At 63.0% G+C, this 12,917-nt stretch carries 9 protein-coding genes; 7 read left to right on the forward strand and 2 right to left on the reverse strand.

What is annotated here, in order from left to right:
• Positions 1-132: 132 nt before the first annotated feature.
• From ETC27_RS01770 to ETC27_RS01790, 5 genes are all read left to right on the forward strand, one after another.
• Positions 133-1,506, forward strand: a complete 1,374-nt coding sequence (locus tag ETC27_RS01770; RefSeq protein ID WP_136253258.1) for an efflux RND transporter periplasmic adaptor subunit — start codon at positions 133-135, stop codon at positions 1,504-1,506.
• Positions 1,503-4,667 carry an efflux RND transporter permease subunit gene (locus ETC27_RS01775; RefSeq protein WP_136253259.1) on the forward strand — a complete coding sequence of 1,055 codons (3,165 nt, stop codon included), beginning with the start codon at positions 1,503-1,505 and terminating at the stop codon, positions 4,665-4,667. The genes ETC27_RS01770 and ETC27_RS01775 overlap by 4 nt, the downstream gene beginning before the upstream one ends.
• Entirely contained in the window at positions 4,664-6,103 is a 1,440-nt protein-coding gene (locus ETC27_RS01780) for an ATP-binding protein (RefSeq protein WP_136253260.1), read from the forward strand. The genes ETC27_RS01775 and ETC27_RS01780 overlap by 4 nt, the downstream gene beginning before the upstream one ends.
• 28 nt (positions 6,104-6,131) lie before the next feature.
• A complete protein-coding gene (locus ETC27_RS01785) occupies positions 6,132-6,845 on the forward strand; it encodes a response regulator (protein WP_136253261.1) in 714 nt (237 codons plus the stop codon).
• A gap of 170 nt (positions 6,846-7,015) precedes the next feature.
• Complete coding sequence (locus ETC27_RS01790) at positions 7,016-7,699, forward strand: hypothetical protein (protein WP_136253262.1); 684 nt, start codon at positions 7,016-7,018, stop codon at positions 7,697-7,699.
• 219 nt (positions 7,700-7,918) lie between these two features.
• Here ETC27_RS01790 and ETC27_RS01795 read toward each other — a convergent pair whose 3' ends face one another.
• Entirely contained in the window at positions 7,919-8,158 is a 240-nt protein-coding gene (locus ETC27_RS01795; RefSeq protein WP_136253263.1) for a hypothetical protein, read from the reverse strand.
• Between ETC27_RS01795 and betT the strand changes: the two genes are divergently transcribed.
• Positions 8,157-10,193, forward strand: coding sequence for a choline BCCT transporter BetT (betT, locus tag ETC27_RS01800; RefSeq protein ID WP_205742662.1), 2,037 nt, complete (start codon positions 8,157-8,159; stop codon positions 10,191-10,193). The two genes, ETC27_RS01795 and betT, sit on opposite strands and share 2 nt — an antisense overlap.
• 200 nt (positions 10,194-10,393) lie before the next feature.
• On the opposite strand, the gene gcvA is transcribed toward betT, so the two are convergent.
• Positions 10,394-11,296, reverse strand: coding sequence for a transcriptional regulator GcvA (gene gcvA / locus ETC27_RS01805; protein ID WP_136253265.1), 903 nt, complete (start codon positions 11,294-11,296; stop codon positions 10,394-10,396).
• 140 nt (positions 11,297-11,436) lie between these two features.
• Between gcvA and ETC27_RS01810 the strand changes: the two genes are divergently transcribed.
• On the forward strand, positions 11,437-12,816 hold the full coding sequence (locus tag ETC27_RS01810) for an MFS transporter (protein ID WP_168709006.1): 1,380 nt from the start codon (positions 11,437-11,439) through the stop codon (positions 12,814-12,816).
• The last annotated feature ends 101 nt before the right edge of the window (positions 12,817-12,917 follow it).

Consider the following 12,917-nt stretch of genomic DNA (forward strand, 5'->3'; position numbering starts at 1 on the left):
CGCTAACCGGCGCCTGAGCGAGCATGGCGCCAGCAGCGGCGGTTCCTTCGGGTTGCACGTTCTTTCCCCGCTTCCCATCAGCGAGCATGTCATCATGGATGGCTCGCTCGCTTGCGGCTGATTGGAGACTTTATGTCTGCCTCACCATCTCACCCTCCTCGCCACCCATGGCTGGCGAGACTGTCTGCGATCGCCATTCTGGCGCTTGCCGTCGCCGTGGCCGGCTACTGGCTTACTCATCGGCCGCAAGCGCCCAAGCGTGCGCCGACCGAGCGCCCGGTGCCCCGCGTCGAGGTGATGACGGTTGAGCACCATGCAGAAGCACCGGTGCTGAGTGCCCATGGCCGGGTGCTGGCCGCGCGCGAGACGACCCTGTCGACCTCGATCAACGGCCGTCTGGAGGCCTTCGCGCCAGAGGTCGAGCCCGGACGCCGTGTCGCCAAGGGCCAGTGGCTCGCGCGTCTCGAGCCCACCGACTACCAGCTGGCCCTGCGCGAGGCAGAGGCCTCACTGGCAAGCGCCGAGTCGGATCTTGCCTCCGAGCAGGGCGAGCAGATCCGCGCCGCCGCCGAGTACAAGACATTTGGGCGTGATCTGCCACCTGCTCGTCGCGCCCTGGTGTTGCGCGAGCCCCAGCTCAAGGCCGCCAGGGCCGCCGTCGAGACCGCTCGCGCTCAGCGTGACCGGGCGAAAGCCGATCTCGATCGCACCGAGATCACCGCACCCTTTGATGCCGTCATACAGGAGAAGCTGGTCGGCGAAGGCGCCGGACTCGGCGCCTATGCCGATATCCTCAGCCTGGTCGGCATTGATCGCTTCTGGGTGCGCCTCAACCTGCCTCAAGAGGCGCTTGGCTGGCTTGCCACGCACGATACCGACGGCGAAGGCAGCCGCGTGGAGCTCGAGAGTCCCGCCTGGCCGAACGGCCAGACCCGTGAGGGGGAAGTCTGGAGCGTGCTGCCAGGCCTTGAGGAAAACGGCTTGATGACCCAGATCATGGTAGCGGTGGACGATCCGCTGGCACTTGAACATGAGGGGGCTCCAGCGCTGCGCCTGGGAGATTTGCTGGAAGCCCGGCTCTACCCGCGCCAGACACGCCAGCTGATCCGTCTGCCGATCTCGGCCCTGCGTGGCAATCGCCAGGTCTGGGTGCTCGATATGAACGATCATCTACGCATGCGTGACATCGACATTTCCCATCGGGGCAACGAAGCCGCACTGATCGAGGCAGGGCTTGCCGACGGCGAACGCGTGGTGCTGGGCAACCTGGCCAATGCCGAGGCCGGCATGGCTCTCAAGGCAAGTGATCGAGATCTTGCCGATACGAAAAACGACGCAGCCAATGATGCCACGTCGCCCGCTGATGCACCGGCCGAAGCCGATATATCATCACGAGCACGCGACGCTTCACCACCTGCTGGAGCAGCGACTGACGAGGGCTCCGCGACGCCGTCGCCCTCACCAGGCGAGGAGAGCACAAGCGCTCGTCAGGAGGCCAGCGCATGAGCCATGCCTCCAACGACCGCCCCATTCGCGGCCCTATAGCCTGGATGCGCGACCATGGCGTGGCCGCCAACCTCCTGATGCTATGCCTGATCCTCGGCGGCCTGTGGAGCTCCACCCTGATCACCAAGGAGGTTTTCCCGCGCTTCACGCTGGAAAACGTCAATGTCTCGGTAAGCTATCCAGGCGCGACGCCCGAAGAGGTCGAACAGAGCCTGCTGCTGGCCATGGAGTCGGCGGTGCAGGGGGTCGATGGCATCGACAAGATCACCGCCAGCGCCAGAGAAGGCAGTGGCTCGCTGTCGATCGAGCTGCAGGAGGGCATCGAATCGATGCGCGCCTATCAGGACATCCAGCAGGCCATCGATTCCCTGACCACCCTGCCTGACGCAGCCGAGACGCCCCGTTATTCTCTGAGCGGTTACTCGCGAGAGGTCATCGAGCTGATGCTACATGGCGACAGCGATGACCTGACCCTACGCAATGTGGGCGAGCGGCTGCGCAGCGAGCTGCTGTCCGGTGATGCCATCACCAAGGTCGAACTGTCAGGCATTCGGGACCGACAGGTGCAGGTGACCCTCGACCAGACAGCACTGCGCCGCTTCGGCCTCGACCATGATGACCTGGCGACCCGCATCGCCAACGAGGCGCTTAACCTGGCCGGTGGCAGCCTCGATACCCGTGACGGCGAGTATATGGTGCGCTACGAGGCCCGTCGCGAAGGAGCCGAAGACTTCGCTCGACTGCCGATACTGTCGACTCAGGATGGCAGTGTGGTTCGCCTGGGTGACATCGCCACCGTCAAGGACGGCTTTGCCGACAGTGACAGCGAAGTGCTCTACAACGGCCAATCCGCCATCGGTCTGGATATCTATCAGGTCGGCAATCAGACACCCACCGAGCTCTCGGCCGCGACCCGGGAGCTACTGCCATCCCTGCGTTCCAGCCTTCCCGAAGGCCTGTCGCTGAGCGTCGCCGACGACGACTCCGATATCTATCAGGACCGCCTCGAGCTGCTGCTCAAGAACGCCTGGCTGGGACTTGGCCTGGTACTGGTCTTGCTCGGGCTCTTCCTGGAGGCGCGTCTGGCCTTCTGGGTCACCCTGGGCATTCCCACCGCTTTCTTGGGGGCACTGCTATTCCTGCCGCTGGTGGACGTCTCGATCAACATGATCTCGATGTTCGCCTTCATCATTGCGCTGGGCATTGTGGTCGACGACGCCATCATCGTCGGCGAGAACATTCATGCCTACCGGGAGCGCGGGTTCAGCCCCAGGCAGGCGGCCATTCTCGGGGCAAAGGAGATCGCGGTTCCGCTGGCCTTCGCGATCCTCTCTAATATCGTCGCCTTCCTTCCCCTGCTGTTCCTGCCAGGCTTTCTCGGCCTGATCTTCGGCATCATCCCCCTGGTGGTGATCTGTATCTTCGCCCTGAGCTGGATCGAAGCGGTCTTCATCCTGCCCGCCCACCTGAGCCATCAAAGCACGGCACCCAATCGCCTGCTGGCACCGCTGGACCGGCTCCGCCGGCGCGTGCAGGGTGGCCTCGACCGCTTTACCAAGGGGCCCTTTCGTTCGCTGCTCGAGCGAAGCCTCGACTACCGCGGCCTGACCGTGGCGCTGGCCCTTGCGATGTTGATTCTGGCGCTCGGGTGGCTCAGCAGTGGCCGGCTCGGGTTCACCCTCATGCCACGTGTGGAATCGCATCAGGCTGGCGTCACGGCCAATCTGCCCGCCGGTAGCCCGATCAGCGAGGACAGGGCCTTGCGCAACCAGCTGCTCGCCGCCCTTAAGCGGCTCGAAGCACGGGATGACGGCCCGGTCCTGGCTGCCAGCAGCGCAACCATCGATGCCGACAGTTTGAGCGTCGTGGCCTTTCTGGATAGCGAGGTCGACGATAACTGGTCCACCGGCCGGCTAAGCCGTGCCTGGCGGGAGGAAGTCGGCCATCCGGCAGGCGCCGAGTCATTGCGGTTCGCGTCCGATGTGGGCGGCCCCGGCAGCGGTGCCGGACTAACCGTTCGCCTATCGGCCAATGACAGCGCCTCGCTGGAAAAGGCCGCCAAGCGTCTTGCCGAGCGCCTCGCCGACTATCAGTCACTCTCCGATATCGACAACGGTCTGGAAGACGGCAAGCGCGAGCTGCGTCTGTCATTAACCGCGACTGGCCGTGCCTTGGGGCTCGACGGCAGCGAGCTCGCAAGCCAGCTACGCGGCCCACTGCAGGGCGCGACTGCCCTCAAGCAACAGCAGGGCCGTAATGAGGTCGAGGTCAAGGTACTGCTACCCGAGAGCGACCGCACCAGCCTCGCCCAGCTCGAGCGCCTTAGCGTGCTGACGCCGGATGGCATTGAGGTGCCCCTCTCGCGGGTCGCCAACGTCATTGCCGACACCGCCGCGTCTAGCATTACCCGAATTGACGGGCGTAGGATCATCGACGTCACCGCCAACGTCACCCCGCCATCGGCGGTCAATCGCGTCATCACAAGCCTCGAAGAGGAAGTCTTTCCCCCATTACGCGGCGACTTGCCAGGGCTTGCGATTGGCTACGGAGGACGCCAACAGGAAGCCAGCGACAACCTGAAGAGCCTTCAGACCTCGTTGCTCTTTACCCTGGCCGCCCTCTATCTGCTGATGGCCATTCCCTTTCGCAGCTACCTTCAACCGCTGCTGGTCATGGCCGCGATTCCCTTCGGCCTGATCGGCGCGATCATCGGTCATCAGCTGATGGGCTTCGGCCTGTCGGTGATCAGCCTACTGGGCATGCTGGCGCTGTCGGGCATCGTCATCAATGACGCCCTGGTGTTGATAGATAATGCGAACCGGCGGCGCCGCGCCGGGGACGATCCTCGCAGTGCCGTGATCGGCGCCGCCCTGCGACGCCTGCGTCCCATCCTGCTGACGACGCTTACCACCTTCTTCGGCCTGGCGCCGATGATCTTCGAGACCTCGCGGCAGGCACGTTTCATGATCCCTATGGCGGTTTCCATCGGCTTCGGGATCCTCTTTGCGACCCTGATCCTGCTGCTGCTGGTGCCTTCGCTGTACCTACTGATCGAGGATGCCCGCCGTGCGCTGGGGCTGACCCGAGACGATGAGCCCGGCGAGCATGATACAGAGCGAACCACCAACACCCTTGAGATTCAAAGCCTGGAGACCCCATGACCGACCATGCCCCGCCTGCCAAACGCCGCCTGGCGCGCCCGGCCTTGTCGGTACTGGGCCTTAAGCTCTTCGCGGTCATCCTCATCGTCAACGTGGCGATTTCCGGGTTGGTCTTCGTTGGGGTGTCGCGCAGCATCAATGACGGTTTCATCGACTACCTGGAGACCACCCAGGCCGCACTTGTTAATAATCTGGCCGATACCCTAAGTGAGGAATGGAGCCGCCAGGAAAGCTGGCAGTGGCTGCGTACCGACCCGCGCGCCTGGCGTGAACTGGTGCGGCGCCAACTGTGGCCGGAGGGGCATCCGCCGCCGGTCGGTATCCAGCGCGATATGACCCAAGCCCGTGATTTTGTGCTGCATGACGCCAACGGCCTGCCGGTCATCAGCCTGCCACCGCGCCGTGACCGCCAGCCGGCTCACCTCGAGTGGATACCGATTCGCCACGAAGGCCGCAAGGTCGGCACCCTGGGCTATGTGCCACCAGATCAACTGATGGAGCACATGGAAAAGATCTTTCTCGAACAACAGCAGCGCAACCTCGCCATCATCGTCGCGTCATTGGTGTTGGCATCGCTGCTTTTGGCTGGCGGCTTGTCCTGGTGGCTCGGGCGACGTACCCAGAACATGGCCCTGGCCACCCGCCGACTCACCCAGGGAGACTATGGCGCGCGTCTCGCCGAGCGCGGACGCGATGAGCTGTCGCGGCTATCCCAGGACTTCAATGTGCTGGCCGCGACCCTTGAGGCCAACCGTGAATCCCGCCAACGCTGGGTGACGGATATTGCCCATGAACTGCGTACCCCGCTTGCTGTGCTGCGCGGCGAGATCGAGGCTATGCAAGATGGCATTCGTCCCCTCGATCAGGACAACCTGGACTCGCTGTCCCAGGAGGTCGGTCAGCTCGAACGCCTGGTCGGTGATCTGCGCTTACTCGCCCAGAGCGATGCCGGGGCCCTGGAAGTGTCGTTGGCCCCGCTGGATCTGGCCGAGAGCCTAGAGAGCCGCCTCGACGATGCCAGGGGCTGGATCGAAGAACACGACATCAGCCTTGCAAGCGATATTCCGAAGTCGATGATGATTCGCGGCGATGCCCAACGACTGCGTCAGCTGTGGAGTAACCTGATCGACAACACCCTGGCCTACACCACGGCGCCGGGAGAACTGCGCGTTTATCTTCAGGTAAACGCTGACAGGGCCCAACTCATCTGGGAAGACAGCGCCCCTGGTGTTCCCGAGGCCGAACTCGATCGCCTCACCCAGCGGCTGTATCGTGTCGAGGGCTCCCGGAACCGCAAGAGCGGCGGCTCGGGTCTCGGGCTCTCGATTGCCGCGGCACTGATCAGCGCCCACGGCGGCACCCTTCATGCCTCACTTTCCTCGCTTGGCGGGTTACGCTGGACGATCGAATTCCCCTTGTTGACCAGGCCTCACTGACACCTATGGAACACGCGGAGACATCGGCATGACACAGGCTTCCCCCGATCGCATCCTGATCGTCGAGGACGAACCCAAGATCGCCCGTCTGATCGGCGACTACCTCAACGGCAGCGGCTACACGCCCTTTCATCTCGACCATGGCGATGACGTGATGCCCTGGCTCAGCGATCAGCAGCCTGAGCTGGTACTGCTCGACCTGATGCTACCCGGCACCGACGGCCTAGTGCTGTGCCGTCAGATCCGTGATCGCTGGCCGCAGTTACCCGTGATCATGCTGACCGCACGGGTCGAGGAAGTGGATCGCCTGCTGGGCCTTGAGCTCGGCGCCGACGACTATATCTGCAAGCCCTTCAGCCCGCGTGAGGTCGTCGCTCGCATCAAGGCGGTATTGCGGCGCAGCCAGGCCTTGCCTCAGGAGCGACCGGGCGCGGCTGGCTCTCCCGGCGAACTGGTCCTCAACGAGGATGGCTGGCAGGCACTCGCCGATGGTCATGACCTGGCGCTGACGGCAGTCGAATACAAATTGCTCAAGGTGATGATGAATGCCCAGGGACGCATCTTCTCGAGGGACCAGCTGATGGATCACATGTATCGCGACCATCGTATCGTTTCCGAGCGTACCGTGGACTCGCATGTTAAGAAGCTCAGGAAGAAGATTGCCGGCGTCTGGCCCGAACGAGAGGTGATCCGCTCCATCTATGGCGTCGGCTACAAGTACGAGCCAGAGCCGATGGAGTGAACCGGTGGACTAAATCGGGGCATCCAGGCGGGAGCAGCCGCCAAGAACTCGGCAGGTGCTGATTGTTGCCCTAATCGCTGCACATTGGCGCCACAATGCCAGCGGATACTCCGACTATACCGAGTCGATCAGCGGCTCGGGTTGCCAAGCAGCCAGACAGGAGTGTTCGCATGAACCGATTCACACGTCACCTGACCGCCATCGGCCTGATCTCGAGCCTCATCCTTCCGATGACCGCCGCGGCTGGCATGCAGTCGGATGCTCGCCAGTCAGGCGGCCCTCATCAGGGACCGCGCCTGGAGATGATGGCAGAGCTCGACCTTACGGAAGAACAGCGTCAAGCCCTCAAGGAAGCGCATGAGCGCTTCCAGGAAGAGCGCCAGGCGCTTCGCGCAGAACAAGGTGCTGCCATCGATGAGATCCTCACCGAGGAACAGCGCACTCGTCTGGAAACGGCCCGGGAAGCGCATCACAACGGCGGGCAGCATAAAATGCGCCATCCTCAGCGCCAGGAGCATCAGCAAGAAAAGCTTGAGGCACTGTTCGACAGCTGGTCACTGAGCGATGAAGAACGCACCTCCCTGCACGAGGCGCATCAGGCCCTGATCAACAAGCGGCGTGCCCTGCATGATGAGACATTCGACAGTCGCGACGATAAGCGTGCCGCCATCGAGGCACTTCGCCAAGAACATGACGCGGCGCTTGCCGAGGTGCTCACCGAGGAACAGCGCCATGCCCTTTCGCTTGTCATGATGCCGCACCGTGGCCAGCACCCGCACGGTCATCATGGTGACAAGACTGGCAATCACCGTGGCGACTCGCACCAGCACGACCAGGCCCACCGCGACAACTGAGTGCTTTCAGGCCTTGTCATCCTCCTGATGGCGGCCTGCCAATCCTCGAGCAACAGCGCCTGGCCTTGTGCCAGGCGTTGTGCATAAAAAGCCCGCCTCCCCTTCGAGACGCCCATGACCCGGGCCAAGGCGCCCATGGGTTCACCCACCTGCCTACCCGAACCGCCTCTTGCCTCTGTGCAGGAAAGGCAGTGAACGCGATGTCATTCAGGCGGCCCGTCAGCCACAACGGTTGAAGGTTCTCCCAGAAGCCTGTACTTTAATTGGACGGTCAATCAATAAAAAGCTGTCATGGGATGACGCCATTGCCATGACAAGACGTTTTGTAGCACCTGCCCTTATAAGCGGTGTGCGATGCATTGCGTTTATCGCTATTTTATTAATTGGGCGTTCAATTAATAAAAAAGAACGACCTTCTTCCACGACATAAGGGAGTCTGCCCATCATGGCGCAAGACATGAAAGCCACCGAACGACGAGATCGCATTAATCCCGTCGTCTTCATCGGGTCAGCAGCCGGTATTCTGCTGTTCCTCATCTTCACCATGTCCTTCACCGAGAAGGCTGGTGCCATCTTCGACTCGGGCCTCGCCTGGATCAACGACACCTTCGGCTGGTACTACATGCTGGCCGCCGTCGCCTACCTGATCTTCGTGGTCGTGATCGGTTTCTCCCGAGCCGGCTCGATCCGCCTGGGACCGGACCACTCACGCCCGGAATTCTCGCTGCTCTCCTGGGCATCCATGCTGTTCGCGGCGGGCATCGGCATCGACCTGCTGTTCTTCTGCGTGGCGGAGCCGCTGTCGCACTTCCTGACGCCGCCCGATATGCCACCGGAAAGCGCAGCGGCCCTGCGCAATGCCGTACCTCAGACCTTCTTCCACTGGGGGCTGACCGGCTGGGGCATGTATGTGCTCATGGGCATGGCGCTGGCCTACTTCAGCTACCGTCATCGTCTGCCGCTGGCCATCCGCAGTGCCCTCTATCCGCTGCTCGGCAACCGTATCAATGGCCCGATCGGTAACGCGGTCGACATCACCGCCGTGATCTCCACGGTTTTCGGTATTGCCACCAGCCTGGGCATCGGGGTTATCCAGCTTAACTACGGGCTCAACTTCATGTTTGATGTGCCCGAGAGCCTGACCACCCAGGTCGTGCTGATCGTGATGGTGGTGATCCTGGCGACCATTTCGGTGGTGACCGGTGTCGAGAAAGGTATCCGCCGCCTCTCCGAATTCAACATGCTGCTCGCCGCCGGGCTTCTGCTGTTCGTGCTCTTCCAGGGTCAGACCCTGCACCTGCTCGACGCTCTGGTGCTGAATGCCGGCGACTACCTGAGTGGCTTCCTCGCCAAGAGCTTTGATACCTACGCCTTCGCCGGTGACGATGCTCAGCAGTGGATGGGCTGGTGGACGATTTTCTTCTGGGGCTGGTGGATCGCCTGGACGCCGTTCGTTGGCTTGTTCCTGGCCCGCATCTCTAGAGGCCGCACCATCCGTGAATTCGTCACCGGCGCCCTGCTGATTCCGCTGGGCTTCATGATGGCCTGGATGTCGATCTTCGGTAATAGCGGCATCGATATGGTGGCGAACCAAGGGCTCGTCGAGCTCGGTCAGCAGGCGCTGAACAGCCCGCAGACCACCATCTACACCTTCCTTGAGCAGTATCCCTACATCGGCATCACCGCCTCGGTGGTCACCGTGCTGGGTGTGGTGTTCTTCGTTACCTCCGCCGACTCCGGCGCCCTGGTGCTGGCGAACTTCACCACCATCCTGTCGGACGTAAACCATGACGCGCCGATCCGGCTTCGCATTTTCTGGTCCGCGGTGATCGGTCTGATCACCATCGCCCTGCTGATGGCCGGCGGCCTCAACGCCCTGCAGAGCGCCGTTGTGATCACCGCCCTGCCCTTCTCGCTGGTGATATTTGCCATCATGGCCGGCCTGACCCGTGCCCTGCGCCTGGAAACCCGCAAGGCCGATGCCCGCCAGCAAGTCAGCAGCGGCGCCGTTCAGGGTGACTGGCGCGAGCGCCTCGACCGGGCATTGGACACCTCTAGCCGAGCCGGCACCGCGGCGACCATCGAGCACGCTATCCGCCCAGCACTGACCCAGCTCGCCGAAGAGCTCAAGAGCCGCGGCCAGGCCGCCTACGTCAGTGAGACACAAAGTGAGGATGAACCGCTGCCGCGGATAACGCTGCAGGTCGACCTTGAGGAAGCCCCAAGCTTCGTCTACGAGGTACGCTCGCACCGTATGCGCACGCCAAGCTTCCTCCAGGCGGATGATGACTACTACCTGCGCCTGGATGTCTACCTGGCCGAAGGTGCGCTGGGGCAGGACCTCAACGGGTGTACCCGTAATCAGGTGGTGCATGACGTCCTTGCCGAGTACGAACGTCATCTGCAGTTCCTGAGCACAGCCAGGGAAGCCGGTGCCGTCCCCGCCATGCCGGGCTCGGTCGGTGACATGGATACCATGCCCAACGCGACCTAGGCACTAACGCAATAACGCAATAACGCGCTAACGCAATAACGGCATGATCCTCCGGGGCCTCGCGTGATGACGCGAGGCCCCGAAACATCAAACGGCGACTCCATGGAGTCGCCGTTTTTTTATAAGGCCCATTCTGACCGGCGAAATGAGGGACATATCGACGTTGAGCGGATAACGCTCGGTCGACCTGAGCGCTGACGTCACTCCCGCACGCAGAGCTCGTGCAGCCAATCGCGACAGGCGACCAGTGCGGGGTTGCCCAGGGCGTCCGCCCGGTAGGCCAGATAGTAGTCGACGCCCGCCGGCAGCCAGGGATCGAAGGGAGCGACCAACCGGCCAGCCTTGAGCTCTTCGCGGACCAGGCTGAAGGGGCCCAGGGCCACGCCGCGCCCGGCAACTGCCTCCATGATCGCCAAGTACCAGACGCTGAAGCGAGGTCCCTGGCGGGCATCCACCTGAGGCGCCCCGGCCACCGCCAGCCAGTCGCGCCAGCCGGTCACTCGAGGCCCCGGGTGCGGATCGAAGATATGCAATAGCCGCTGTCGAGCAAGGTCGGAAGGCGTCTCGAGCGGGGCTTCGCCCTCGAGCAGAGCTGGCGCGCAAACCGGCGCCAGGGTCTCGCGCAGCAAAAGCTCCGAGACCACTCCCGTCTCGCGGGCCGGCCCAAGACGCACTGCCAGGTCGACATCTTCTCGACGCAGATCGACCTGGCGCTCGGTGGCGCCGATGCGCACATCGATATCCGGGTGACGGGCGTTGAACTCCCAGAGCCTGGGCACCAGCCATTGCGTCCCCAACGACGGCGTGACATTGAGCGTCAGCACCTGGCCGGCGTCCCGGCTCTGCAAGGCACGAGTCGCCTGCTCCACGCGATCGAAAGTCTCGCTCAATTCGGGCAAGTAGCGCAGACCCGCCTCGGTCAGTTCAAGGCCGCGGGCATGCCGGGCGAACAGCGTGACCTCCAACCAGGCCTCCAGGGCGCGCACCTGCTGGCTGACCGCCGAGGCAGTGACATGGAGTTCGCTGCCGGCGGCCGCGAAGCTCTCATGCCGTGCAGCGGCCTCGAAGGCGCGCAAGCCATTGAGGGGAGGTAATCGACGCATCCATGACCCTTAGTTTTTCTTATTCATCTGAGTAGCAAATCGCGTTTGTCAGCATAGCAGCATAACCCTACATTACGCGTCTTGTACCGGCTTCTGGGCCAAGTGCACAAGACCCACTTTTTCTTTCGTCAGGAGTGCTCATGACGATCACCGCCCCCTATTCCGGGAATAACACCTTCTCTGCCGCCTGGAGCCTCTGGGCTCTGTTGCTGGGTGTCGGCTTGCTGATGCTCGGCAATGGCCTGATGGGCAGTCTGCTGGGCATGCGTGCCGCCGAAGAAGCCTTTGGCAACACCGTCACCGGCTTCATCATGTCGTCTTATTTTGTGGGCTTCCTGACGGGCTCGACCCTGACACCCCGCAAGCTACGCGAGGTGGGGCACATTCGGGTCTTCGCAGCACTGGCCTCAATCACCTCGATCGCCATCCTGGTGCATGTGATGATCATCGACCCCTGGGTCTGGGCAGGCATGCGCCTGATCACCGGCTTCGCCTATGCGGGCCTCTATGTGGTGACCGAGAGCTGGCTCAACGGCTATGCATCCAATCAGTTGCGCGGTCGCCTGCTGGCTTTCTATATGGTGATCAGCTATCTGGGCATGGGCGGCGGCCAACTGATGCTTAACCTGGCCGACCCCAGCGGCGTAATCCTCTTCCTGCTGGTGTCGATCCTGGTGTCGCTGGCGTTGGTGCCGATTCTCTTGAGCCATACCCCGCAACCGGACACCAGCGAGCCCGAAACCATGAGCCTGCTGCGCCTGTGCCGCCTCTCACCGCTGGGCACCATCGGCTGCCTGATCACCGGCATCGCCAACGGCACCGTATTCGGCATGGGCGCGGTCTATGCGACTCGCTCAGGCATGGCAGTGGATCAGGTCGCCGCCTTCATGGGAGCCTTCATTCTCGGCGGGGCGCTGCTGCAGTGGCCGCTGGGCAAGCTCTCGGACAACACCGACCGCCAGAAGGTGATCGTGGTGGTGGCCGCCGTGGCCACCCTGCTGGCGCTGGTCGGCGTGACCCTCGACATCGCCTCGCCACTGGTCAGGATCGCGCTGGGAGCGGCGCTAGGCGGCACCAGCTTGACCCTCTACTCGCTGTGCCTGGCAAGCGCCAACGACGACCTGACCCCGGGACAGGTGGTCGCGGCCAGCAGCAGCCTGGTGCTGGCCCTGGGTATCGGTGCCACCCTGGGGCCGATCAGCACCGGTCTGTTGATGGAGTGGCTAGGCCCCAGCGGCTTCATGTGGGACATGGCGGCGATTCACGTCATGATCGTCATCGTCGGGATCTACTGCCTGGTGTACTTCCCGAGTCACGCCACGGACACTCACGGCCACTATGTCGCCATGCCGGCCGGCAGCGCGGCACTCGGCACGACCTGGGCCGAAGAGGCCGCCAATGAGGCCGAGCAGATGGAACTCGACCTCGCCGGCGAGACCCTGCAAGAAAGCGATGCGCCTCATTGGGGCCCCAATGAAAGCGAGGATGGATCGAGCCCGGCGCAAAGCGCGCCAGCCTGAAATGCATGCGGCGCCGGCCAGGTGGCCGGCGCCGCAGAACGCCCTCAAAGACAGATCAAGCCTTGCCTGAGAGGTCGACGAGCGCCCTTTTTCAGATAGGC

It is taken from the genome of Onishia niordana, assembly GCF_004798965.1.
Classification (GTDB): domain Bacteria; phylum Pseudomonadota; class Gammaproteobacteria; order Pseudomonadales; family Halomonadaceae; genus Onishia; species Onishia niordana.

Excerpts from the sequence above, each read along its gene's own strand:
- ETC27_RS01790 (WP_136253262.1), top strand. The coding sequence starts at position 7,016 with ATGAACCGATTCACACGTCACCTGACCGCCATCGGCCTGATCTCGAGC.
- ETC27_RS01775 (WP_136253259.1), top strand. The coding sequence starts at position 1,503 with ATGAGCCATGCCTCCAACGACCGCCCCATTCGCGGCCCTATAGCCTGG.
- ETC27_RS01770 (WP_136253258.1), top strand. The coding sequence starts at position 133 with ATGTCTGCCTCACCATCTCACCCTCCTCGCCACCCATGGCTGGCGAGA.
- betT (WP_205742662.1), top strand. The coding sequence starts at position 8,157 with ATGAAAGCCACCGAACGACGAGATCGCATTAATCCCGTCGTCTTCATC.
- gcvA (WP_136253265.1), bottom strand. The coding sequence starts at position 11,296 with ATGCGTCGATTACCTCCCCTCAATGGCTTGCGCGCCTTCGAGGCCGCT.
- ETC27_RS01810 (WP_168709006.1), top strand. The coding sequence starts at position 11,437 with ATGACGATCACCGCCCCCTATTCCGGGAATAACACCTTCTCTGCCGCC.
- ETC27_RS01780 (WP_136253260.1), top strand. The coding sequence starts at position 4,664 with ATGACCGACCATGCCCCGCCTGCCAAACGCCGCCTGGCGCGCCCGGCC.
- ETC27_RS01795 (WP_136253263.1), bottom strand. The coding sequence starts at position 8,158 with ATGTCTTGCGCCATGATGGGCAGACTCCCTTATGTCGTGGAAGAAGGT.
- ETC27_RS01785 (WP_136253261.1), top strand. The coding sequence starts at position 6,132 with ATGACACAGGCTTCCCCCGATCGCATCCTGATCGTCGAGGACGAACCC.